Origin of the sequence: Paraburkholderia sp. BL27I4N3 (assembly GCF_003386115.1) — a bacterium.
In the GTDB taxonomy this organism is placed as follows: domain Bacteria; phylum Pseudomonadota; class Gammaproteobacteria; order Burkholderiales; family Burkholderiaceae; genus Paraburkholderia.
Genome location: NZ_QREJ01000001.1, coordinates 2,156,735 through 2,180,502, shown reverse-complemented (window position 1 = coordinate 2,180,502; position 23,768 = coordinate 2,156,735). Strand labels below are relative to the sequence as shown.

19 protein-coding genes and 1 pseudogene are annotated in these 23,768 nt (G+C 62.1%); 7 read left to right on the top strand and 13 right to left on the bottom strand.

The annotated features are described in order from the left end of the window. The first annotated feature begins 162 nt into the window (after nucleotides 1–162). On the top strand, nucleotides 163–993 hold the full coding sequence (locus B0G71_RS10010; RefSeq protein WP_116148458.1) for an oxidoreductase: 831 nt from the start codon (nucleotides 163–165) through the stop codon (nucleotides 991–993). Nucleotides 994–1,291: 298 nt separating this feature from the next. Here the strand turns inward: B0G71_RS10010 and B0G71_RS10005 are convergent, their stop codons facing one another. Further along, entirely contained in the window at nucleotides 1,292–1,657 is a 366-nt protein-coding gene (locus B0G71_RS10005; RefSeq protein WP_106281226.1) for a hypothetical protein, read from the bottom strand. A gap of 185 nt (nucleotides 1,658–1,842) precedes the next feature. After that, nucleotides 1,843–2,619 carry a trans-aconitate 2-methyltransferase gene (tam, locus tag B0G71_RS10000; protein ID WP_116141365.1) on the bottom strand — a complete coding sequence of 259 codons (777 nt, stop codon included), beginning with the start codon at nucleotides 2,617–2,619 and terminating at the stop codon, nucleotides 1,843–1,845. Nucleotides 2,620–2,764: 145 nt separating this feature from the next. On the opposite strand from tam, the pseudogene B0G71_RS09995 reads away from it, so the two are divergent. Continuing rightward, nucleotides 2,765–3,551, top strand: a pseudogene (locus B0G71_RS09995) (LysR family transcriptional regulator). Nucleotides 3,552–3,553: 2 nt separating this feature from the next. On the opposite strand, the gene B0G71_RS09990 reads toward B0G71_RS09995, so the two are convergent. The 3 genes from B0G71_RS09990 to B0G71_RS09980 form a co-directional block, all read right to left on the bottom strand. Next, nucleotides 3,554–4,768, bottom strand: a complete 1,215-nt coding sequence (locus tag B0G71_RS09990) for a porin (protein WP_116141363.1) — start codon at nucleotides 4,766–4,768, stop codon at nucleotides 3,554–3,556. A gap of 77 nt (nucleotides 4,769–4,845) precedes the next feature. Further along, nucleotides 4,846–6,297 (bottom strand): APC family permease, encoded by a 1,452-nt coding sequence (locus B0G71_RS09985; RefSeq protein WP_181916747.1) that lies wholly within the window; start codon nucleotides 6,295–6,297, stop codon nucleotides 4,846–4,848. A 274-nt stretch (nucleotides 6,298–6,571) separates the two neighbouring features. Beyond that, a complete protein-coding gene (locus B0G71_RS09980; protein ID WP_116141360.1) occupies nucleotides 6,572–7,576 on the bottom strand; it encodes an AraC family transcriptional regulator in 1,005 nt (334 codons plus the stop codon). A 197-nt stretch (nucleotides 7,577–7,773) separates the two neighbouring features. Between B0G71_RS09980 and B0G71_RS09975 the strand changes: the two genes are divergently transcribed. The 4 genes from B0G71_RS09975 to B0G71_RS09960 all read left to right on the top strand — a co-directional run bounded on the left by B0G71_RS09975 (nucleotide 7,774) and on the right by B0G71_RS09960 (nucleotide 13,333). Continuing rightward, entirely contained in the window at nucleotides 7,774–9,759 is a 1,986-nt protein-coding gene (locus B0G71_RS09975) for a primary-amine oxidase (protein ID WP_116141358.1), read from the top strand. A 7-nt stretch (nucleotides 9,760–9,766) separates the two neighbouring features. Then, nucleotides 9,767–10,765: a hypothetical protein gene (locus B0G71_RS09970; protein ID WP_147308666.1), complete on the top strand. Its 999-nt coding sequence runs from the start codon at nucleotides 9,767–9,769 to the stop codon at nucleotides 10,763–10,765. Between the two features lie 37 nt (nucleotides 10,766–10,802). After that, entirely contained in the window at nucleotides 10,803–12,281 is a 1,479-nt protein-coding gene (gene styD / locus B0G71_RS09965; protein ID WP_116141354.1) for a phenylacetaldehyde dehydrogenase StyD, read from the top strand. Between the two features lie 116 nt (nucleotides 12,282–12,397). Next, the gene (locus tag B0G71_RS09960; RefSeq protein ID WP_116148456.1) at nucleotides 12,398–13,333 is read left to right on the top strand and encodes a LysR substrate-binding domain-containing protein; all 936 of its coding nucleotides are present in this window, start codon (nucleotides 12,398–12,400) and stop codon (nucleotides 13,331–13,333) included. 26 nt (nucleotides 13,334–13,359) lie between these two features. Here B0G71_RS09960 and B0G71_RS09955 read toward each other — a convergent pair whose 3' ends face one another. The 4 genes from B0G71_RS09955 to aldA form a co-directional block, all read right to left on the bottom strand. Beyond that, a complete protein-coding gene (locus B0G71_RS09955) occupies nucleotides 13,360–15,021 on the bottom strand; it encodes a GMC family oxidoreductase (RefSeq protein ID WP_116141352.1) in 1,662 nt (553 codons plus the stop codon). A gap of 70 nt (nucleotides 15,022–15,091) precedes the next feature. Next, nucleotides 15,092–16,309 (bottom strand): mandelate racemase/muconate lactonizing enzyme family protein, encoded by a 1,218-nt coding sequence (locus B0G71_RS09950; protein ID WP_116141351.1) that lies wholly within the window; start codon nucleotides 16,307–16,309, stop codon nucleotides 15,092–15,094. Next, nucleotides 16,310–17,632 (bottom strand): nitrate/nitrite transporter, encoded by a 1,323-nt coding sequence (locus tag B0G71_RS09945; RefSeq protein ID WP_116141345.1) that lies wholly within the window; start codon nucleotides 17,630–17,632, stop codon nucleotides 16,310–16,312. 152 nt (nucleotides 17,633–17,784) lie between these two features. Further along, nucleotides 17,785–19,230, bottom strand: a complete 1,446-nt coding sequence (gene aldA / locus B0G71_RS09940; RefSeq protein ID WP_116141343.1) for an aldehyde dehydrogenase — start codon at nucleotides 19,228–19,230, stop codon at nucleotides 17,785–17,787. Nucleotides 19,231–19,516: 286 nt separating this feature from the next. Between aldA and B0G71_RS09935 the strand changes: the two genes are divergently transcribed. Next, a complete protein-coding gene (locus B0G71_RS09935; RefSeq protein ID WP_116148454.1) occupies nucleotides 19,517–20,674 on the top strand; it encodes a porin in 1,158 nt (385 codons plus the stop codon). A 10-nt stretch (nucleotides 20,675–20,684) separates the two neighbouring features. On the opposite strand, the gene B0G71_RS09930 is transcribed toward B0G71_RS09935, so the two are convergent. The 4 genes from B0G71_RS09930 to B0G71_RS09915 form a co-directional block, all read right to left on the bottom strand. Continuing rightward, nucleotides 20,685–21,050: a helix-turn-helix transcriptional regulator gene (locus B0G71_RS09930; protein WP_116141341.1), complete on the bottom strand. Its 366-nt coding sequence runs from the start codon at nucleotides 21,048–21,050 to the stop codon at nucleotides 20,685–20,687. After that, the gene (locus tag B0G71_RS09925) at nucleotides 21,034–21,495 is read right to left on the bottom strand and encodes an SRPBCC family protein (protein WP_116141339.1); all 462 of its coding nucleotides are present in this window, start codon (nucleotides 21,493–21,495) and stop codon (nucleotides 21,034–21,036) included. Before B0G71_RS09925 ends, B0G71_RS09930 begins: the two co-directional genes overlap by 17 nt. Nucleotides 21,496–21,681: 186 nt before the next feature. After that, nucleotides 21,682–22,170, bottom strand: coding sequence for an MgtC/SapB family protein (locus tag B0G71_RS09920; RefSeq protein WP_106281196.1), 489 nt, complete (start codon nucleotides 22,168–22,170; stop codon nucleotides 21,682–21,684). A gap of 183 nt (nucleotides 22,171–22,353) precedes the next feature. Beyond that, nucleotides 22,354–23,721: an MFS transporter gene (locus B0G71_RS09915; RefSeq protein ID WP_116141337.1), complete on the bottom strand. Its 1,368-nt coding sequence runs from the start codon at nucleotides 23,719–23,721 to the stop codon at nucleotides 22,354–22,356. Between the last annotated feature and the right edge of the window lie 47 nt (nucleotides 23,722–23,768).

Genomic DNA, 23,768 nt, shown 5'->3' with positions numbered 1-23,768 from the left:
AATCCATCCGTTCATAGGATTAGGCAATCAACGCAGACGACCCGGCATTCGCGCCCGGCCCTGCCGCTCCTACCATTCAGTTCTGGGCCGTTTCCGTCGATGCCCCGCGTTTTCGCCCGAAAGCGCCATGTGATGACGGACAAAATCGAGGAGTGGATCACCATGAGCAAAACGTTTCTGATCACCGGCGTCAGTTCCGGCTTCGGCCGCGCCTTCGCCCAGGCGGCGCTCGACGCGGGCCATACCGTCGTCGGCACGGTACGCAATGAGGCCGCGCGCGATGCGTTCACGGCGTTGGCGGCCGAACGGGCGCACGCGGTCGTGCTCGACGTCACGGATTTCGAGGCGATCACGCCCGCCATCGCCGCGATCACCCACAGCGTCGGCCCGATCGACGTCCTCGTCAACAACGCCGGCTACGGACACGAGGGCACGCTGGAAGAGTCGCCGCTCGACGATCTGCGCCGTCAATTCGACGTCAACGTGTTCGGCGCGGTAGCGATGATCAAGGCCGTGCTGCCCGCCATGCGCGAGCGGCGCTCGGGCCACATCGTCAACATCACGTCGATGGGCGGCTTCATCACGATGCCCGGCATTGCGTACTACTGCGGCAGCAAGTTCGCGCTCGAAGGCATCACCGACACGCTCGCCAAAGAAGTGGCGGGCTTCGGCATCAAGGTCACGGCGGTCGCGCCCGGCTCGTTCCGCACCGATTGGGCCGGCCGCTCGATGGTCCGCGCGGGCCGCAGCATCGCCGACTATGACGCCCTGTTCGACCCGATTCGCGAAGCACGCGAGGCAAAGAGCGGCAAGCAGGCGGGCGATCCGCGCAAGGCGGCGCAGGCGCTGCTGGAAATCGTCGCGGCAGAGAATCCGCCCGTGCATCTGCTGCTCGGCAACGATGCGTTCGACCTGGTGAAGACGAAGCTGGCGGCACTGAACGAGGAAATCGAAACGTGGGAGGCGTTGTCGCGCTCGACTGACTTCGCCTGACGCGATAACTCAATTGAGCTTGCGAATTGCGAGGCGAACGCGTGCCCTAAAACGGAACTACGTTCGTCGGCAAAAAAGCGCGCTGGGTGGGGCACTCGGCCGTCCGTCGTCAACGCCCAATGGCAGGACGTGCGGCGGCCGATCGAGCTCGAATTTGAATCATGCGGCGAAGTGCTTGCGCGAGTAGTGCCTGTGAGCGCGCAATGGGAAATCGAGCGCAATCTGGTGGGGCCGGCGGCGAGGTAGTGGCGGACGCATCACCCCGAACTGCTCAGCCGATGGCGTGCGTGATTGAACCTTAATCCGCCAACCTTTTATCCGACAAAGCATTCTGGCAATCGGCAATGACTTGCCGAACGAGCCGGGCCTGAGGATCGAGTTCATCCGTATCGAGAATCTCCTCGACCGCATCTCTCGCCCAGTCCGCCTCGACAAACCGCGCGTGGCGCCGCGCGATCTCCACCGCGGTAGCGGTCAGCTTGGCGACCGTCAGCCAGTCGGCCTCCCGCGCCCGGCGGTCGAGCCACTTGTGCGCGGCTTGCACGTGGAACGCCGCGTCGGGCCAGTCCTCATTCAGGTAATAAGCGCCAAGACTGCCGCATGTGAGCCAGCACAACAGCTCCAGACGGTCCCGTGGACTCAGATGATGGCGTACATCACTCATGGCGACGCTCGCTGCGGTGGATTGCGTTCCGGTGAGGACGGCGTGTCGCCGGCCTCCGCTTCGATAGAACAATATCACGCAGAATTCAAGCGCGGCAATTCCTGAGTACCCTGGCGCGGCGGCGCCACATCGGCACGGCAGCTGGCCCGCGGGCCGCACCACGCCTCGCTCGCGAGCCCGCGCCGCTAGCGCGTGGCGACGATGAACAGGCGCGGAAACGGCAGCAGCACCGTGCCGTCGGCGAGCGCCGGATAAGCCGCGGCAATCGCCTCGCGGTAACGCCCGAGAAAGGCGGCTTGCTCCGCGTCGTCGAGTTCGGCGAGAAACGGCCGCAGCGCGCTGCCTTTGAACCATTCGACCACGGCGTCCGCGCCACCCGCGAGCGGGTGGTGATAGACGGTGCGCCACACGTCGACCCGCGCGCACAGCGGTTCGAGCAAGGCGTAATACCACTGTGCGCCGTAGCGTATGGTGCGTTCGACACCTTTAAGCTTGTGCGCCCATGGACCATCGGCGGCAATCTCGCGCAGCAGGCGGTGCGCCGGTTCGTCGAGATTGTCCGGCATCTGCACGGCGAGGCTGCCGCCCGGCGCGAGCTTGCCGACGAGCGAAGGAAACAGCCGCTCATGGTCAGGCACCCACTGCAGCACTGCATTGGCGAGGATCAGGTCGTAGGGTCCGGGCGCGTCCCACGTGGCAATGTCGCTCACATCGAAGCGGAATTGCGGCAGTCGCTGGCGGGCCGCCGCGATCATGTCGGGCGAACTGTCCATGCCGCTGACCGCCGCTCCCGGCACGCGCACCGCGAGTGTCTCGGTCGAGTTGCCGGGTCCGCAGCCGATGTCCACCGCAGTCTTCACATTCGCCGTCGGCACGGCCGCCAGCAGATCCCTGACCGGACGCGTGCGCTCGTTTTCGAACATCACGTACTGCTTCGCGTGCCAATCCTTGTTCGACGTCATCCGGGACTCCTTGTGTTCAGGGTGGCCGGATCGGTGACCGTCGATCTGAACCGCGCGGCATTCCAACCGATCCAATCCGCCCATTCTCGGCGGCGCGACGTGCGGAGTAAAATGAATTTATCACTCCGATTCCTCAATTTTACTGATGAAAATCGACACGCTCGGCGTCCAGGCGTTCGTCGCCATCGCGGATCGCGGCAGCTTCCAGAGTGCTGCCGATTCGCTGCACGTCACGCAGACGGCCATCACGCAGCGTCTGCGCAAGCTCGAAACCTATCTCGGCGTCGCGCTGATCGAGCGGACCACGCGCTCCATGGCACTCACCGAAATCGGGCGCGGTTTTCTGCCGCAAGCACGCCGCTTGCTCGGCGAACTCGCCGATGCGCTGGTCGAAATCCGCGAGACGGGCGTGGCGCGCCGCGGCGATGTGTCCATAGCTTGTGTGCCGACGGTTGGCGTGCAGTATCTGCCGCGTATTTTGCAGGCGTATTCGGCGCGTTATCCGCATAACCGCATCCGGATTCTCGATCACGCGTCGTCCGCGGTGGAAGCGGCCGTGCTGCGCCGCGAAGTCGAATTCGGCATCAACATCGCAGGCGAGCATCATCCCGATCTGGCGAGCGTGCCGCTCACGGAGGACCGCTACGTTTTGATTTGCCACGAGGATCATCCATTGGCGAAGCGGCGCCGCATCGCCTGGCAGCAGTTGCAATCGTATGGCTGTCGGTTTGGTCGCGCAGGGTGTGGGCGCGGCGGTGGTGCCGGCGCTTGCGTTGCAAAAGGGCGCGTATCCGACGGTGCGCGTTGTCGAACTCACGCAGCCCACCGTGTCGCGCACGCTCGTGCTCGTGGCGCGCAAGACCGCGCAGTTGTCACCTGCGGCGCAAGCGCTCTACGACATGATTCTCGAGCAGGCGACGTTCAAGGCGTGATGTCAAAAGTTATGCCGCAAGCCCAACACCACCGAAACCTGCCGATCCGTATCCGAATTCACCACATTCGGAATCTGCGCCAGGTTCTCGCTCGCCCCGGTCACCGGATCAACCCCCAAGCCGGCGCCAGAAGATTTCTGCCCAATGGCCACGGCATAAACAGCAGTCCGTTTCGACAAGCTATACACCGCGCCGAGATTGATCTGATGCACGCGGGTCGAGCCACTGCCGCTCGGTTTGACGTCGTTGAAGATATAGGCCAACCCAAGCTGCAAATCCGGCGCGAGTGCATAGGTAGTGTTCAATTCGGCGATATCGAATGAAACGTCAGTGCCGGCCGGCCGCGCCGCGCTCGCAAAGTACTGGCTCTGCGACAGCCGCGTATGCGTATAAGTCACCGCCACGTTCGCCTTGCCGAACGAATATGAGCCCCCCGCCCCGAAAATCCGCACCTTGCTCGCATCCTGCAACAGACAATACGACGCGTCCGCGTTCGCACAACTGAAGTCGCCGATATAGCCACTCGTGCCCCCCAGCGCCGCCTGCAACGGCTGATTCAACTCCAGATACCCCGCGCTCAGCGACAATGGCCCCTGCGCGTAATTCGCCGCCAGCGCCCAGCCCTTGTTCTGCGCAAAATTCCCCGCTACGCCGCCGAGGCTGAACAATCCCCCCAGCGTGAATCCGCCGAAGCTCGGACTGATGTACTTGATCGAATTGTTGAAATTGAACGCCTCGTTCAGGTTATCGACGTCGCCGAAATGCGAGCCGTACAGCGTCGCCCAGTTATTACTCGATGCATACGCACCCATGTAATCCGAGAACGGATCGTATTGACGGCCGAAGGTCAGCGCGCCATACGTCGCATTGTTCACGCCGACCCACGCATTGCGATTGAACAGCGTATTCGATTGCAGCAGCGCGCCGCTGCCGATCAGAAAACTGTTCTCCAACGCAAAGTTGACCGTCGTGCCCGCGCCGATATCTTCCGTGCCCATCAAGCCCCAACGCGACGGCACCAGATTGCCGCCGCCGAGTTGATAGTTCGCGTGTCCGTTGGTGCTGCCGTTGGAGAGCGTGGTCTGCTGGTTGCTCGTGTAGATGAGGCCGGCGTCGACCGTGCCGTAAAGCGTCACCGAAGATTGCGCGTGCGCGCCCATCGAAAGGCCGAATGCGGCCAGCGCAAGCGCCGAGCGCTTGACGAAAGTGTCTGCCATGATTGTCTTGTCGAGAAGTGAGGTAAGTGGTTATCGCGCCGGGTTGACGCGATTCGTGCGGTGCGCGCGGTTCGCTTTTACTGGCCGAAGCGTGCGTAGATATCCGGGCGCTTTTTGCGCAGGATGAGACCGATCAGCACGCCGACCAGCGCCACCGTGAACACGATCCACGGAAACGATTTGACGATCGGACTATCGGAGCCGCTGAGCGCGTCGAGATTGCGCACCAGAATCACACCGATATACAACAGGCCAAAACCACCCACCAGCGGAGCAACGAACGAGTGCCATACGCGCGTGTCCTTGCGCGTCTTGCGGAAGAACGCGATCACCGAAAAACTCGTCACCGCCTGCAACATCACAATGCCGATCGTGCCGAGCGCCGAACTCCAACTGAACACGATATTGAACACGTCGCAGCCTGCCGCGATAAAGAGGCTGAGCAGCACGCAGACAGAGACCGTTTGCAGATAGCTCGCCACATACGGCGAACGATATTTTTCATGCACACGGTTGAGGACTTGCGGCAGGATGCCTTCGAGACTCAGCGCATGGATATAACGCACCAGCGTGTTATGAAACGACAACAGGCTCGCGAAAATACTGCTGAGCAGCAGGAAGCTCATGACCGTCGTCACTGCATTGCCCAGATATTTGCCGGACTGGATGAACCAGAAATCGCCAGGCTGTCTGGTCGCCACCGTGACCACATCGGCGAGGCCGTACGCGCAAACAATCGTCCACGTCACGAAAGCGAAGAACACGAGAATCAGCATCACGGACACATACGTGGCGCGCGGCACGGTCACCTTGGGATCGCGACATTCCTTGCCGTATATCGCGGTCGCTTCGAAGCCGATGAACGACGCGAAGGCGAACATCACCGCAATGCCGAGGTGGCCGCTGAACACATGCTGCGGCGTGAACGGTGCAAGCGTGAGCCCGTTGGGTCCGCCGCCATGCACGACGATCGCGATGGCGAGCACCAGCAGAATGCCCAGTTCGAGGCACATCAACACGCCGAGCAGGCGGCTATTCAGGTCGATACCGCGAATGCCAGTGAATTGCACCACGGCCACGCAGATCAGCGAATACCCGTACCAGGGCAACGCGGTGGGCAAGAGCGGCGAGAGGATCACCGTGCAGAAGAAACCAAACAGTCCGTATAGCGCGATCTGGATGAACGTGTACGACATCAGCGCGACGAGCGCGCCGGCCATACCCAACGGCCGCCCGAGGCCGGCGGTGATGTACGCGTAGAACGCACCGGCGCGCACCACGTGCCGGCTCATCGACGCAAAGCCCACGCTGAAAATCAGCAGCACGGCGCCGGCAATCACGAACGCGCCCGGAATGCCCGCGCCGTTGCCCAGACTGATCGCGGGCGGCACCGCGCCGAGCATGCCGGTCAGCGGCGCGGCCGCCGAAATCACCAGGAACACGATCTGCCATAAGCCCAGCGTATTGCCTTTCAGTTCCACGGGGTTCTCCGCGTCGACCGCTCGGGTCGGAGAATAGGGTTCACTCATCGCTGCCTCTGTTGTGTTGGCTAGTCTGGGACTCGCCTGAACCCTGCACTGCTGATCCAGACGCTCGCTTGACCGATCTCCGATACTTCGGTGTGAGCGCATGGTAGGTAGCTAAAAAATAAAGCGACTTCGCCAACCGCGCCAAATTTTCGATAATTTGCGCCAATGCGGGGAAGCCCGAATACGGTCGTTTTCGGCGAATATTTCGGCGGATATTTAGGAACCTGAACTATTCTCGCGCATTACTTTCAGGTTGAAAGAAAATACGGCCACGTCACGCGCTGTTTTTCTTCCAGCTACGCGTGGCGCGCCATAAGACCGTGGCGTCCGCATAACCGACAGCGCGTGCGATCGCGGCATTCGTGAGTTCTTCCCGTTCGAGCAGGCCTTCGACGCTGCGTTGCCGTTCCTCTCGCACGATCTGCCGCACGGAAGTGCCCTCTTGCGCGAGGTGCCGCTGCAACGAGCGATGCGAGAGACCGAGATCCTTCGCAATATCGGCGACGATCAGCTTTTCGTGCGCGAGCCGCCGCGTCACCAGATCGCGAACCTGCTCGGCAATGCTGTGCGGCATCGCATCCCGTGCGATCAGATCGGTAGCGTGGCGCTCCATCATGCGCGCCATTTGCGTGTCGGCACTTTTGAGCGAAGCGTCGAGATCCTGCGGCCGCAGAATCAAGCCATTGAAAGGCTGCTGAAAGCGCACCGGCACACGGAAGATGCGCGCATACGGTTTGAGATCGGCGGGCGCGGCATGTTCGAAATGCACTTCAACCGGATTCCACGCCGCGCCGCGCACGAGGCGCACCATATGGCACATGGTCGAGAGGCTGTATTCCGCATCCTGGCGGCGCGGCCAGATTTGCGGACTGGCAATCTGGTAGGTCCAGATCGGCCATTCGTCGTCGCGCAGCAATTCGCAGGTCGTGGTGTTTTGCCACGACGCGAGCGCGAGCACGAACTTGCGCATGGCGGCGTTCAAAGTGGGCGATGAGAGAAACACCAGACCTGCTGGCCCGAGTTCCGTCAATTGCAATTCACTGCCTAAACGCAGTCCGAGCGCGGACTCGCCAAGGACCTCCGCGGCACGTTCGAACGCCGCTACGTAGCGCGTGAGCGGCAGGATTTCATACGGATTCGACAGAAGCTTGCGGCTCATGCCGAACTCCTCCAGCAGCGTGTCGCATTGCGCGCCCGATGCATCGAGCGCGCGCACAACCGGTCCCATGACCGCGGCGCGGACCATCGGGAAACTGCCGTTGAGCGTGACTTTCTTCATGCTGAGCGTCTCCTCTCCAGTCTTCGCTGACGATTGCTCGAGCCATTCTCCTGGCGCACTTTATCGTTCATTTGGCGCAATGCGCAAGCGCGAAAATATTATTGGGTTCCTACGATTTGCCATCGACTCAGCGTTCGCCGCGCCTCATTCGCCTCGCGAGCACGCTGTCCGGTCCAGCAACTCCTTACGGGAATCTTATGAACACGAATGCCACGAAAGCCGCTCACGTCCCCGTTCATCCGCTCGATCCGCTGAGCGGCGCAGAAATGCAGCTCGCGTGCGATCTCGTGAAAGCCGCCGAGAAACTCGACTCGCACGCACGTTTTCCCATGGTCGAACTGCGCGAGCCGCCGAAAGCCGAAGTGGTGGCATTCAAAACCGGCAACTATTTTTCGCGCACGGCCTTCGTACTCGCGATCGATCGGTCGAATGGCGCGACGATCGAATTCGAGGTGGACCTGAGAGAAAAGAAAATCGCCGCGCGCCGTGTGATGCCGTTCGGCAAGGCGCCGTACGGCCAGCCGCCCATCATGATCGACGACTTCATGAACGCGGAACAGATCGTCAAAAGCGATGAAGCATGGCGCGTGGCCGTGATGAAGCGCGGCCTCAACGAAAAGGATCTGGAACGCGTCCAGGTCGATCCTTTCTCGGCAGGATGCTTCGATCGCGAGAACGAAAACGGCCGGCGTCTCGTGCGTTGCGTGAGCTATTACCGCGAGACACTGACCGATAACGGCTACGCGCATCCAATTGAAGGCGTGATGGCCGTGGTCGATCTGCTGGAAAAGAAAGTGATCGAACTGGTCGACGACGGCCGCATCATTCCGATTCCGCGTGCCAAACACAATTACGACACACCGAGTCTCGGCGAACCGCGCAGCACGCTCAAACCGTTGTCGATCAATCAGCCCGACGGCCCGAGCTTCACGATCGACGGCTGGCACGTGAACTGGCAGAACTGGAACTTCCGCGTCGGTTTCACGCCGCGCGAAGGGCTGGTGCTGCACCAACTGTCGTGGGACGACGGCAAAAGCACACGCCCGATCATCTACCGTGCGAGCGTCACGGAAATGTGCGTGCCCTACTCCGACCCGACCACTAACCACTACTGGAAAAGCGCGTTCGACGCGGGCGAATACGGTCTGGGCAAACTGGCGAACCAGCTCGAACTCGGTTGCGATTGCCTCGGCACGATCCGCTATTTCGACATTCCGTCCGCGGACGATTTCGGCAACGCGTTCGTGATGAAGAACGCCGTCTGCATGCACGAAGAAGACTACGGCACGCTATGGAAGCACTATGAATTCCGCACCGGCGTATTCGAAATGCGCCGCTCGCGACGCCTCGTGATTTCCTTCTTCGCCACGGTCGGCAACTACGACTACGGCTTCTACTGGTATCTGTACCAGGACGGCACGATTCAGCTCGAATGCAAATTGACCGGCATTGTGCAAACGTCGGCCGTGGCCGATGGCGACACCTACCCGTGGGGCGGCATGATCACGGAGAATCTCGGCGGGCCCACGCATCAGCACTTCTTCAACGCCCGCATGCACATGATGGTGGACGGCGAGCGCAACACGGTGACCGAACACGAATTCGTGCCGCGTCCAATGGGCGAGAACAATCCGTACGGCAATGTGTTCGATACGACCAGGCGCGTGTTGAAGACCGAAAGCGAGGCCGCCCGCAACGCGAACGGCAGCACCGGTCGCTACTGGAAGGTCAGCAACCCGAATGTGAAGAATGCCGTCGGCGCGAATCCGGGCTATAAGCTGGTCGTGAACGACTCGCCGCTGATGCTGGCCGACGAACGTTCGAAGGTGCGTCAGCGCGGCGGTTTTGCCACGCGCCACGTGTGGGTCACGCCGTTCGATCCGGCGCAGCGCTATGCGAGTGGCGATTATCCGAATCAGCATTCGGGCGGCGACGGCCTGCCGCGTTATATCGAGGCGAACCGCACCATCGAGAATGAAGATGTCGTGCTGTGGCATAGCTTCGGCCACACGCATGTATGCAAGCCCGAGGACTTCCCGGTGATGCCGGTGGAATACGCCGGCTTCATGCTCAAGCCGAACAACTTCTTCTCGGCCAATCCGACGATGGACTTGCCGGCCGAGCGTGATCTGAACAGCGTCGAAGACGGCAAGTCCACGGATCATGGCTGCTGCAAGCACTGATCCGGGCATGCTTCGCGCACGTCACGCCGCTCGCGCGAGCACGTTGTGCGCAAGTACGGCCTGCGTGTGCCTCGCGGGCGGCGGCGCTGCGCTGTTGATGCAGGCCGGCCTCGGCCGGCATGCCACCGAGCTATGGATGAGCGCGCTGATGCTGACAGCCATGATGAGCGTCCCACTGCTGATGTCGCGCTCATCGGGCCGAACCACGCTGCTGGCGAGCGCCGCGACGCTTATCGTGACGATCAGCGCAATGAATAGCGTGCCCGCATATTTGAATGATTCGGCGCACGGCATAGCGATTGCCGCGCTGATGATCGCGACGGGCGTCGTCATGTTGCTCAATCGGCTGCGCGCCAACATCGAAACGCGTCATGACGTGGAGCGCGGCACTCAACAAGATTCCGATTCGCTCAGGGGCGCGACTCCTTCAAGCGCGACGGCTCTTCTCGCCTTGCTCGCGGGGCTATCGAGTGGCAGCCTCGCTCGCTTCCAGCTTTTTGCCGTCTGCGGTGTCAGCGGCGCACAACCATTCTGGCGAATCTCGCTTTCGCTTGCGGCCGTCTGCGTGCTGGCATTGATCGCCGACCGCTTACGCAGCAATCGCCTGTTGATCGCGCTGTACATCGCTCGCGCCACGCTGCTCGGCACGCTCGCGACGAACGACAATCCCGCGCTTGCGCAACTTGCGGCCGCGGTCTTTCTAATTCTCGACTGCGTAACGATTCCCGCGCTCGCCAACCTGCGCGGCGTCTCGACCAGAGCGACCAGCGCGACCAGCGTATTGAGCGCGAGCTGCCCCGGCGTCGCACATCACATCGGCATGGTGCTGGGCGCTGCGTTGTCGACCACACCCTACTTTTTCGGCGAAGGATTCGTCTTGCTGTACGCATTGAGCGCGACGGCAAACGTGATCTGCGCCGCGTCGTTAGCAACGCGTTGGCGTGCCAGGCAGCACGTCCACCCACGCCTGAACCCATTCCGCCGTCAGACGAACCCTTCCGGCTAGCGCCACGGCCACTCACCCCCAACGGAGACGAAGCACCATGACCGAACACAAGCTGGCGGCCACATTGCCGCGCACCATGTTCATCAACGGCGAACAAACCGGCAGCGCCGCGGGCCAAACCTTTCCGGTCTTCAACCCGGCCACCGCGGAAGAAATCGCGCAGATTCCCGACGCGTCGGAAGCCGATATCGATCACGCCGTCAGAACCTCGAAGGCGGCTTTCGAATCCGATGCGTGGCGCAGAATGCCGCCGGCCGCCCGCGAGGGCCTGCTGCTGAAACTCGCCGACCTCGTCGAGCGGCATAGCGACGAACTCGCCACGCTGGAAACGCTGAATCAGGGCAAACTAATCGGCTTCTCGAAGATGCTGGAAGTGGCGGGCAGCGTCCAATGGCTGCGCTATATGGCAGGCTGGGCGACCAAGATCGAAGGCAGCACGTTCGATCTGTCGATTCCGTTCCCGCCGGGCACACGCTACAACGCCTCCACCAGACGCGTGCCGGCGGGCGTGGTGGCCGCGATCGTCCCGTGGAATTTTCCGCTGCTGATGGCGGTATGGAAAATTGCCCCGGCGCTGGCCTGCGGCTGCACCGTCGTGCTGAAACCCGCTGAAGAAACTCCGCTGACGGCCATCCGTCTCGCCGAACTCGCGCACGAAGCGGGCTTCCCTGCCGGCGTGTTCAACGTGGTGACCGGCCGCGGCGAAACAGCAGGCGCGGCGCTCGTGCGGCACCCGCTGGTGAACAAGGTCACATTCACGGGATCGACCGAGGTCGGGCGCATCATCGGTCGTCAGTGCGCGGACGATCTGAAGCGCGCGTCGCTCGAACTGGGCGGCAAGAGCCCGGTGATCGTGCTCGACGACTGCGATCCGCGCAAGGCGATCGAAGGCGCGGCCGGCGCGATCTTCTTCAATCACGGCCAGGTTTGCACGGCGGGCTCGCGCCTGTATGTCGCGCGCTCCATTTACGACGAAGTCGTGCAAGGCATTGCCGCCGTCGCTGACGGCATCACGCTCGGCTCCGGCTTCGACGCGGCGACGCAAATGGGCCCGATGGTCTCCGCGCGGCATCGCGACAAAGTGGCCGGCATGATCGCGCAAGGCAAGGACGAAGGCGGCGAGATCGTGTCGCGTGATGCGCGCGTGGAGCGCGAGGGCTACTTCGTGCGTCCGACCGTGATCGCCAATCGCGCCTGCAAGCCGCTTTCCGTCGTCAGGGAAGAGGTGTTCGGCCCGGTGCTGGTCGCCATGCCTTACGACGAGCTGGATGAAGTGCTGGCTCAGGCGAACGCCTCCGAGTACGGTCTCGGCGCGAGCGTCTGGACCAATCAGCTCGACAAGGCTCTGCGACTCGTGGACGGCATCGAGGCCGGAACGGTGTGGGTCAACACGCACAATATGGTCGATCCGGCCATGCCGTTCGGCGGATTCAAGGCGTCGGGCATCGGCCGCGAACACGGCAAGTCGATCATCGATTCCTATACGGAGAGCAAGTCGGTCTGTATTGCTTATTGACGCTGCAACGCCTGCACGGCGCATCATGGGCGCCGCGCCGGGCGGGCAAACCAGTAAAATACCGGGACATCGCGCCGCCGCGCCTTACCTCCCGGTCGAACATCTTGAAACGCAAAATGCCCGCGCTGAACGCGCTAAAAGCCTTCGAAGTCGCCGGCCGCACGGGCAGTTTCACCCGCGCCGCGGAACTGCTCAACGTCACGCAAAGCGCGGTCAGCCGCCAGGTCCGGCAACTCGAGGCGCAATTGGGCGAGACGCTGCTGCAGCGTCACCATCACCATCTGGAACTGTCGGCTGCCGGCCGCGTTCTTCTGCAAGCGCTGCAGCAGTCGTTCGATCGTATCGAACTCACGGTACGCGGCCTGCAGGAAAAGACCCATCGCAATCGCCTGCGCATCAATGCGCCGCCCACCTTCACCAGCCGCTGGCTCATGCCGCGCCTCGGCCGCCTGCGTGACGCGCATCCGCAACTCGAACTGAGTCTGTCGACGCGCGTCGACGACGACCTCGCGGAATCCGGCGTGCTCGATTGCGCGATCCGTTTCGGCAATGGCGAATGGGAAGGTGTCGAAAACCGTCTGTTGATGAGCGAGCGCCATATCGCGGTGTGCTCGCCCGCCTTGCTCGCGCGCCAGGCGGGCGGCGCGGCAATCGATCTGAATCAGTTCACGCTGTTGCATGTGCTCGCGAGCGCCGATCAGCGCTACCTCACCTGGCAGCATTGGCTGAAGGCGGCGGGCATTGAAAACGTGGATACGCGCGGCGGTTATGAATTCGATCTGCTCGATCACGCGATTCGCGCGGCAATCGACGGGCTCGGCGTGACCATCGCCGATCGTCACATGATCGCGCGCGAACTGGCCGAGGGCCAACTCGTGCAGGTGTTGAACGTGCACGTGAACGGGCATCAATCGTACTGGTTCGTCACGCGCGCCGAACAGGACGAACTGCCGCACGTTGTGCTGTTCCGCGACTGGCTGCAGCAGGAAATCTGGTTGAGCGGACGGGCGCTCGATGCGTCGGAATCGGCGCCTTTGAGCGACGCCGGTTGAAGCCGGTTGAAGCGCGCGTTACCGGATCACGCAGCCGCAGCCATCTCCGCCGCCACAGGCCGATACGCAACTTCGCTCGCGGCGTCCTCGAGAATCATGTCGGCGCCCTTCTCCGCCACCATCATGGTCGGCGCATTGATATTGCCCGACGTGATGTTTGGAAAGATCGACGCATCGACCACGCGCAAACCGGCGATACCGTGCACCCGCAACCGCGCATCCACCACCGAGCTTCGCGGGTCGTCGCCCATCGCGCACGAACCGCACAGGTGATAGATCGAACCCGATTGCTCACGGAAGTACCGCAGAAAATCTTCGCGCGTCTTCACCTGCGGCCCCGGCGAGATTTCCTCGACCGTGATCGCCTTCAACGCCGGCGACGCCATCACCTTGCGTACCAGTTCGCAACCCTGGATCACTTCGTCGATGTCCTTCTCCGTGGTCAGCGCGTTGATGCGAATCTTCGCGGCGTCTTCGGCGCGATTCGACGCGATCTCGATCGAACCGCGACTGGTCGGCCGGCACGGATTGAACGCCAGCAGAAAGCCCGAGTACGGTTCAGGTTCGAGATTCGCCTTGTTGCTCTTCGGGATGCGGTACGACAGCGGATTGAAGTACAACTGCAGATTCGGCTGCGCTTGCCGATCGTTGCCCTTGAAGAAGCCGCCCGCCTGGTTCACGCTCATCGCGAGCGGCCCCTTGCGCGTCAGCAGATATTGCAGACCGAGCTTGAGCTTGCCGAGCAGCGGACGCATTTCGTCGTTCAGCGTTTTCATGTTCGCGCGATAGTAGAAGCTCACGCACAAATGGTCCTGCAGATTCTGGCCCACCGCGGGGAGTTCTTTCACCATGGCGATGCGATGCTTCGCCAGCAATGCACTGTCGCCCACGCCGGAGAGTTGCAGCAGCTTCGGCGAATCGACCGCGCCCGCCGACAGAATCACTTCGCGCGTCGCCATGAATTGACGTGTGGTGCCATTCTGCGTGACGCTCACGCCGATCGCGCGTTGGTTGCCGTCGAATAGAACGCGGCTTGCCAGCACGTCTCGTTCGACCGTGAGATTCTTGCGCGACAGCACCGGGTGCAGATACTCGAAGCTGCTCGACGAGCGCTGCCCGTTGCGCGTATTCACGTCGTAAATGCCGGCGCCTTCGAATTGCGCGCCATTGAAGTCGTCGCTGCGCTGATAGCCGGCTTGATCGCAGCCTTTGAGGAACACGTGGCAGATCGGATGCACCGCGTCTTTCATCGGCGAAATACGGATCGGGCCATCGGCGCCATGATAGTCCGTGTTGCCCAGCGGATGCGATTCGAGCTTGCGGAAGTACGGCAGCACGTCGCGGAACGCCCAGCCCGGGTTGCCGGCGGCGGCCCAGTCGTCGAAATCGTGCGGCTGGCCGCGCACGTAGATCATGGCGTTGATCGAGCCGGAACCACCCTGCACCTTGCCGCGCGGACAATAGATCGGCCGGTTGTCGAGTTCTTTTTCCGGCTCGCTGTAGTACATCCAGTTGTAGGTTTCGTTGTAGTACGTCTTGGTGAAACCCACCGGAATCTTGAACCAGAACGAGCTATCCTTGCCGCCCGCTTCGAGCAGCAGCACCGAATATTGACCCGACGCCGACAGACGATTGGCGAGAATGCAGCCCGCCGAACCCGCGCCGACGATAATGTAATCGTAGTTCATGCTCTATATCGCCAGACGGCGCTCAATCCATTGAAACGTAGTAGTGAAACCCGTCAACTGCAAGGCGCACTCAACCCTTGGCCGGCGCGAGATCCTTCACATCGGCCGGTTGCGCCGCCATTTGCAGATGCAAACGCTCCCCGGTGTAGGGCGTGTGCTGCCTGACGACTTCCATGTTCAGCTCGACGCCGAGGCCCGGTTCCTGCGACGGAATGATGTAGCCGTCTTCCCATTGAATCGGTTTCTTCAACACGGCCGCATGAAAACCGTCCCACGTACCGATACTTTCCTGAATTAGGAAGTTCGGCGTGCACGTCGCGAGCTGAATGCTGGCCGCCGCGCCGATCGGCCCGTTGTACAGATGCGGCGCGATCTGCGCGTAGTACACCTCGGCCAGCGTGGCGACTTTCTTCGCTTCGAGCAGGCCGCCCACGCGCGCCACGTTCAATTGCAGAATCGACGCCGCGCCCGCTTCCAGCAGCTTGAAGAATTCGTACTTGGTGGTGAGGCGTTCACCCGCGGCAATCGGAATGCTGGTGTGCCGCGCGACTTGGGCCATCGCGCCTTCCTGCCCCGGCGGCACCGGCTCTTCGAACCATAGCGGGTCGTACTTTTCAAGGCGTTTTGCAAGCCGGATCGCCGACGACGGCACCATCTGCCCATGCGTGCCGAACAGCAGATCCGCCTTGCTTCCGACTGCTTCGCGCACGCGCCGGCAGAAGGTTTCGCAACGGTCCAGCACTTCCATCGACAGTTGATGGCCCGAGTACGCCGTGTACGGTCCGGCCGGATCGAACTTCACCGCCGTGAAGCCGCGCTTGACGTTTTCGAGCGCGCATTCGGCGGCCAGATCGGGATCGTCGTAGTCGTATTCGCCGCGGCTGTTCTTCGGATACAGATACGTGTACGAACGCAGGCGCTGATTCACCATGCCGCCCAGCAACTCATACACCGGCTTGTTAGCCGCCTTGCCGATAATGTCCCAGCACGCCATTTCGAGGCCGCTGACCACGCCCATCATGGTCAGATCGGGGCGTTGTGTGAAACCGCTCGAATACGCTTCGCGCCAGAGCCGCTCGATATGATGCGGGTCCTTGTCGAGCAGGTAGCGGCCGAATACATCGTCGATGATGTGGGTCATCGCTTTCGGATGGAAGGTCGCCGAATAGATTTCGCCGACACCTTCAATCCCGCAATCGGTCTTGAGCTTGACGAAGATCCAGTACATGCCGCCCACATGCGGCGGCGGTACGGCGACGATATGCGTTTCAAGCGAGACGACTTTCATTTACGCAACCTCTTTTCTATTGAGCATGCTTCTCAGCGCGAGCCCGGCAAAGCCGCCGAGCGCCGCCATGGCGGCTACATAGCCGAAGTAGAGCTGGTAGCCGAAGACGCCGGGGAACGTCTGCGTCAGATAGCCGTTGATGAGCGGCAGGAACACGTCCGGCGAATACCCGAGCACGGAGATCAGGCCGATCGCGAGACCCATCGTGGCAACCGGAATGTTGCAGCGATCCAGCAGCGACCAGTACAGGCCGCGAATCGCGTAAGTCAGAATGCCGATGATCAGCACGAGGAACACCAGCAGCACGTGGCTCGAAATACGCGGCGCCGCCATCAGGCCCAGCAGCGACAGCGCGGCCAGAAAGAGCGCGATCACGAGCACCGACACCTTCGAATAGCGATCGCCGAGAAAGCCGCCGCCGATGCCGCCGATCGGCCGCATCCACAGCTTGAGCGTGGTGATCGTGCCGGCCATCACGACCGTGAGGCCGATTTCGCCTTCATGCAGATACGCGGAGAAACTGTAGGTCGCCCAGAACACCTGATAACCGCAGAACACGATCGCCGCGACCAGCCACAGTTCGGGAATCTTCGCGAGCGTCTTCAAATCGACCAGAACGTTGTTGCGTTGACGCGCGGCGCGATTGGCGGCGGCATCTGCTTTGCCCTGCGAATCCTTGACGAGTGCGAGCACGACGCCAAGCGCAATGCAAAGAAACGCGTACATGTACACCACCAGCTTGAATCCGGCCGCGACCGGTTCGCCCCTGGTCTGCGTGATCCATGCGAACAGCGTGATCGCAATGGTCGCGAGCATCGCCTCGATCAGGCCGCGTCCGCCGTCGAGCAAACCGAAGAAACGGCCTTGCTCATGCGTACCGGCAATCATCGTCACACGCTTGATGACCGCGGCCCAGAACGTCAAGCCGGTCGACAAACCCCAGCCACCGAAGATCATCATCAGCATGGGGAAAGAAGGCGCGGTCGAATACCATAGCCCGAGCACGCCGGTGGCGATCAGAGAAAAGCAGATCAGCAAACGCGGCGCGATACGGTCCGCGAGCCAGCCGCTCGGCAGATAACTCAACAGAAAGATCGTGCCCAGCGACGAATACAGATAGCCGAGCTGGCTATCGGTGATGTGGAACACTTCGAGCATCGTCGGCTGATACACCTGCCGCAGATACAGAATCGGATAGATTGCGCCGGCTGCGATCACCAGCAGGATGAGCTGGACATAACGCTGCGTCTTGCTGTCTTGCAGCACGGCCTCTTCGTCGCTTAAAGCGAGCGAAGCATCGGTTCGAACGGGTTGGGATGACACGTGAGCGCTCCTCAGAGACACAGCGTCGGCCCATCGGGCCGCCCGGTCTCCAATATGTTTTGTTATGGACTGGCAGCAGAATCGCTGCGCTTTTCAGGTTGCAAGGCAGACACGCACCGAAGCTTCAACGTGCGGCGCGTGCCAGTTCAGCTTCAGTACTTCATGACCACGAGCCGGGTCTGGGTGAATTCGAGCATGCCGTGCTTGCCGTCGTCGCCGCCGAGGCCCGAACGTTTCCAGCCAGCGTGGAAGCCCTGATACGGATCGGCGGGCGTACGGTTCACGTACAGTTCACCGGCTTCGATGCCGTTGGCGATCTTCATCGCGCTGCGATAGTTCTCCGTATACAACACCGACGAGAGACCGAATTGATGATCGTTGGCCATCTCCAGCGCTTCGTCGAGCGTGCGGTATTTGACGACCGGCATGATCGGACCGAAGGTCTCTTCCTGGATGATTTCCATGTCCTGACGGCAGTTCGTTAGCAACGTGGCCGGATAGAAGAAGCCTTTGCCTTGACCTGGTATGGGCAGCTTGCCGCCGGTTTCGAGCGTGGCGCCCGCTGCGACCGCACGTTCCACCATCGCGTGAATCGATTGGCGCGACGCCTCGTTGACGAGCGGACCCATCAACGACGGCTGTTCGCTGCGATCGCCGCTTTCCACCGCGCTCATGTGCTTTTTCAGCAGCGCGACAAAGCGGTCATGCACGCTTTCCTGCACGTAGACGCGTTCGATCGCCGTGCACAACTGGCCGCAATGCGTGGTCTTGGACGCGACCAGATCGCGCGCGGCTTTCTCGAGATCGGCATCGGCCTCGATGATCGCGGGCGTCTTGCCGCCCAGTTCGAGCGACGGCTTGGCGATGTTCGCCTTGCAATAGTCGAGCACCTTGCGGCCCGCGCCGACGCTGCCCGTCAGCGTGATCATGCCGACCTTGGGATGCGTGCAAAGCGCCTCGGCGGTGGCGTGGTTCATCGCGAGAATGTTGACGACGCCCGCCGGCAAGCCGGCCTTCTCCACCGCCCTGGCGATTTCGAATGCGGATGTCGGCGTGTTGTTGCTCGGACGCACGACGACCGTGTTGCCGGCGATCAGCGCCGGCGCCACTTTGCGCATGAACGTATAGACCGGATAGTTGAACGGGATCAGACACGCGACCACGCCGATCGGCTCGCGATGCAGCACGAGGTTTTCGTCAGGCGTATCGCTCGGAATCACTTCGCCTTCGATGCGGCGCGCCCATTCCGCGTGGTAGCGGGTGATCTGGCCGGCGTAGATCGCTTCGTTGGTGGCGTCGGCCACGCTCTTGCCGGACTCCAGCGCGAGCGCCGCGCCAATGGCGGGCGCGCATTCGGTCAGCGCGTCGGCGAGTTTGTGCAGATAGACCGCGCGCTCGGCCGCCGGCAGCTTGCGCCAGCCCTTTTGCGCAACCGCGGCGGCATCGACCGCGGCGATGACTTCGGCCTGGGTGGCGCCGGTGACATGGGCGATCACGGCCTCGGTGGCCGGATTGCAAACGGCAATGAGCTCGCGGCTAGCGGTGTCGGTCGCGGGTTCGATGAACCGGCCGTTAGCAAAATTCCGATCGAGTCGCATGGTCGTCTCCTGAAAAGCATGGTGCGAAAAACGCATTACCCTCGGCTATGGCCTTCATGCCAAAGGTGCATGAACAGAATTTTTCTCTGGGTCACCGCCCCGCCACAAGCGAATAATTCGCGGAACAAACATTCGAAAAAATCACGTTTATCCAGGGATGTGCCTCATTCGCGATTCCCATCCCGAATAGCAGAATCCGGGCTTTGCCAAAAAGCAGCGGTCGTCGAACGCCTTCGGGTTCGTCCGGGGAATTCGGTCCGCTCACTACCAAGGTATGGAGCTCATGATGAAAAAGAACCGCATTGCGACCGCCGCGTTCGCCGCACTCGCCTCGCTGTCGGCGTCGCCGGCCTTCGCTCAAAGCAGCGTCACGCTGTACGGCGTGCTCGACGAAGGCATCGACTACACCAACAACGCGGGGCACGGCGCGGTGTGGGAAATGGCGAGCGGTTATGCGCAAGGCAGCCGCTGGGGCATGAAGGGTTCGGAGGATCTGGGCGGCGGCCTGAAGGCCGTGTTTCAACTCGAAAACGGCTTCGACGTGAGTTCGGGACGGCTCGCCCAGGGCGGCCGCATGTTCGGGCGTCAGGCGTATGTGGGTCTGAGCGATGGTCGCTTCGGCACGGTCACGCTTGGGCGCCAGTACGATTCCGTGGTCGATTACCTCGCGCAGACCACGGCCAACGGCAACTGGGCCGGCTACCTGTTCGCGCATCCGTATGACAACGACAACACCGACAACTCGTTCCGCCTCGGCAACAGCGTGAAATACGCGAGCCCGGAAATGGCGGGCTTCCAGTTCGGCGGCGCTTACGCCTTCAGTAACGACACCCACTTCGCGAACAACCGCGCGTATAGCTTCGGCGGTCAATATGCGAACGGCGGGCTGCTGGTCGCGGCGGCCTATATGCAGGCGAACAATCCCGGCGTGGGCTCGACCGGCGCGATTACCGCAAACGACGCCAGCTTTATCGCCGGACGCATGCGGGTGTTCGGCGGCGGCATCAACTACACGTTCGGCTCGGCGACGGCCGGTTTTGCCTACACGAACTCGAACTACAAGAATCCGACGGGCAACGGCTATATCGGCATTCCGCTGGCCGCGCCGGGCGTCACGTTGAATACGCTGAAGTATCAGAACTTCGAAGTGAACGGCAAATACCAGTTCACGCCGGCGTTCTTCGTCGGCGCGCAGTACGTGTACACGATGGAAAACTACGATGCGTCGTCAGGCAGCGTGAAGCCGAAGATTCACTCGGTCGGCCTGATGGCGGATTACGACCTGTCGAAGCGCACCGACGTGTATGTGCAGGGCGAGTATCAAAAGGTCGCGGGCGATTCGACTCACTCGATTCTCGACAACGCGTTCATTCCCGGTGTGCAGGCACCATCGTCGACGGGCACGCAGGTCGCCGTTCGGCTGGCGCTGCGGCATAAGTTTTAAGCGACGGTTTTCAGTCCTCCACCGCCGCCTTCAACTTCGACAACGCGTGATCCCACTGCCGCGAGATCGCGTCGAGCGCGCGGCGCGCTGCGTCGAGTTGGGTGGGCTCGAATTCCCACAAGCGTTCACGGCCCACCTTCACGTCGCGCACGAGCCCCGCGTTGGCGAGCACCTGCAAATGCTGCGTGACGGACTGCCGCGTGATGTCCGTTCCCGCAGTGAGTTGGGCGATCGACATCGCGCTGCCCGCGCACAATACCGCGACCAGACGCAGACGTGTCTCGTCGCCGAGCGCCGCGAAAATGGCCGCGGAACTGCGCAGCGCCGCCGCCTTCAGAGCCGTTCCGCCAGACGCTTTCTTAACCCTTGGCGACATGCCGTTCGATGTTGGTCATCTGTTCTTCCCAACCGCCGCTATTCATACGGAACGCTTCTTCGCGGCGGCTGGGGGGAAGTTGATCGAAGCCTGACTCGACCACGCGCAACAGGGTGCCCGACTCGATCTCGGTCAGCTCGAAGACCACCAGCGTGGTCGGCTCCGGCGAATAGTCCACCTTGACATCGACCGCGGCCGGATGCCAGCGCCACGACAGGTGATGCTCCGGTTCGACGCGTTCAACATGCACGTCCATGACCAGATACTCGTAGCCCGGATAGGTAATGTTGCCCTGCACGGACTGGCCGGCCACGAACTCTTTGCCGGTGAGATTCACGCCAAACCAGTTACCGAATTCCTCGGCGTTGGACAATGCACGCCAGACTCGCGAGCGCGGCGCCTTCAGCAGAATCTGTTTTTCGATGCGATCGGTGGATGTGTTCATATACAGCCTCCTGTCGACCAGAGTTCGCGCTTTAGCGCGTTACTCTGGTCCCATGCAAAGCTCGTTACTCTGGTCTCATGCAACATAGTCGCGAGCTGCATATTAGAAACCGCGCGGCCAACATGCAAGTATTTGACTGCATTTTTGCATAGCGGTCTTTCGTAGGCTCATGCGCCCACCGCGCCTTTATTTTTCTTCCTGTTCCCCGCTCTTGAAGAGCCGCGCGCTCGACAGAATGGCCAGCGCGATCGCCACGCTGAGAATCGCCGTGGCCTCGCGCCCGAGCCCCGCCGCCACGCCGACGCCCGCGCTGAGCCACAAGCTTGCCGCCGTCGTCAGACCGCGCACCTCGCGCTCGGCGCTGAGCTTGATGATGGCGCCCGCGCCAAGAAAACCGACCCCGGACACGAGTCCCTGCAAGACCCGGCTCATGTTGTCCTGCGAAAAACCGGCCTGCAGCGGCACGACCACGAACAAGGCCGCGCCGACCGACACCATCATGTGCGTGCGCATGCCGGCGTCGCGCCGTGACATCTCACGCTCGAAACCCAGTATGCCGCCGAGTATCAAGGCCAGCCCGAGGCGCATCAGGACCTGAGTGACGTCGGCCGCGCTGCCGAGATCGGAGAACTCTGCCCGGGCGGCTGCCCACACCGCGTGCCACCAGTTGTACATTACATTTGCCCGACGTTTTGGAAAACGCCAAGCATACGACAATAACGCGGCACTGCGTGGCTCATCCCGCCGAGGTTTTCTTCACGAACGCGCTCACCACTGATTTTTGATCGGCTGCGGCGCACGATCCGCACCGCCACGTCAGCGTGGCAGCCGGATCGCGCGCGTTACTGCGTTACTGCATCACTCCGTTGCGTGCGCGTGCATCACACCGGTGTGCATCGACCACGCCATCCACGGACGGCGCAGCGCGACGATTGCGACGAACGCGCAGGCCGCCAGCGCGCCGAACGTCGCGAAGCCCATCTGATAGCTGCCCGTGCTTTCCTTCGCGATACCCATCACGACAGGCAGATAGAATCCGCCGATGCCGCCCGCGGCGCCGACAATGCCCGACATCAGACCCGTGCGGCCGGCCCAGCGATGCGGCACCAGTTGGAAGGTCGCGCCGTTGCCGAGACCGAAGGCCACGTACAGGCACAGCAGCAGCGCGATGCCACCGGCCATGGTCGGCATAACCGCGGCGAACACGAAGTCGCACAGCGAGATGATCGCGAGCAGGACGGTCAGCGCGCGCACGCCGGACACCTTGTCGGCGATCAGACCGCCGAGCGGACGCACCATCGCGCCAGTCGCGGCGAGCAGCGCCATGAAGAGGCCGGCGTCGATCTTCGAGAGCTGATAGAGGTTGGTCAGCAGCAGCGTGACATACGAGGACATGCCGACGAATCCGCCGAACGTAATGCTGTACACCAGCATGATGGCCCACGTGTCACGCTCGGCCAGCACTGCGCGATAACGCTTGGGCAGCACCGCAATCGCCAGCAGAGCACCGATCACCGGCAACAGCAGCACACCTGTTTTGCCCGAGCCGAACATGCCCGCTTCGACCAGCAGCACCAGCACGATCAAGCCGATCAGCGTCACCGCGAAGCTGCCGAATGCGCGTAGCGCGCTGCCCGTTTTCACGCCGGAGTCGTTCGCCCAGAAATACAGCGTGATCGCGGCGATCGCGAGCAACGGCAGAGCGCCCCCGGCGGCCACCTGCCAGCCGTAGTGCGTCGCCAGTTGCGGGAACAGAAAGCCGTCGAGCACCGCGCCGATATTGCCGGCTGCGGCGAGGCCCAGCACGAGGCCCTGCACCTTCGGCGGATAGTTGCTGCCCGCCATCGGCAGCGCCACCGCGAAACTCGCACCGCCCACGCCGAGGAACACGCCGAGCACCAGCAGCATCGTGTACGACGGTACGGACGGCATCAACGGCAACACGATGGTCGGCACCGCGGACAACAGCACGCCCATCAGCGCGATGCGCTTGCCATGCGCGGATTGATACAGGTTACCGAGCGTCACGCGCAGGATCGCGGCCGACAGCACCGGCACCGCGACCAGCAAACCCTGTTGCGCGGGCGTCATCGCGATGCTCTTGCTGATGAACGGTGCGAGCGGTCCATACAGGACCCACACGGTAAAGCCCGTGTCGAAATAGAGGAAACACGCCACCAGCGCGCGCCAGTCCCCACTCTTTAGGGAGCTCATCACGTTTTTCATCAGATATCCTCACAAAACTGATTTTTCGACTATCCAGCAGATCGCGC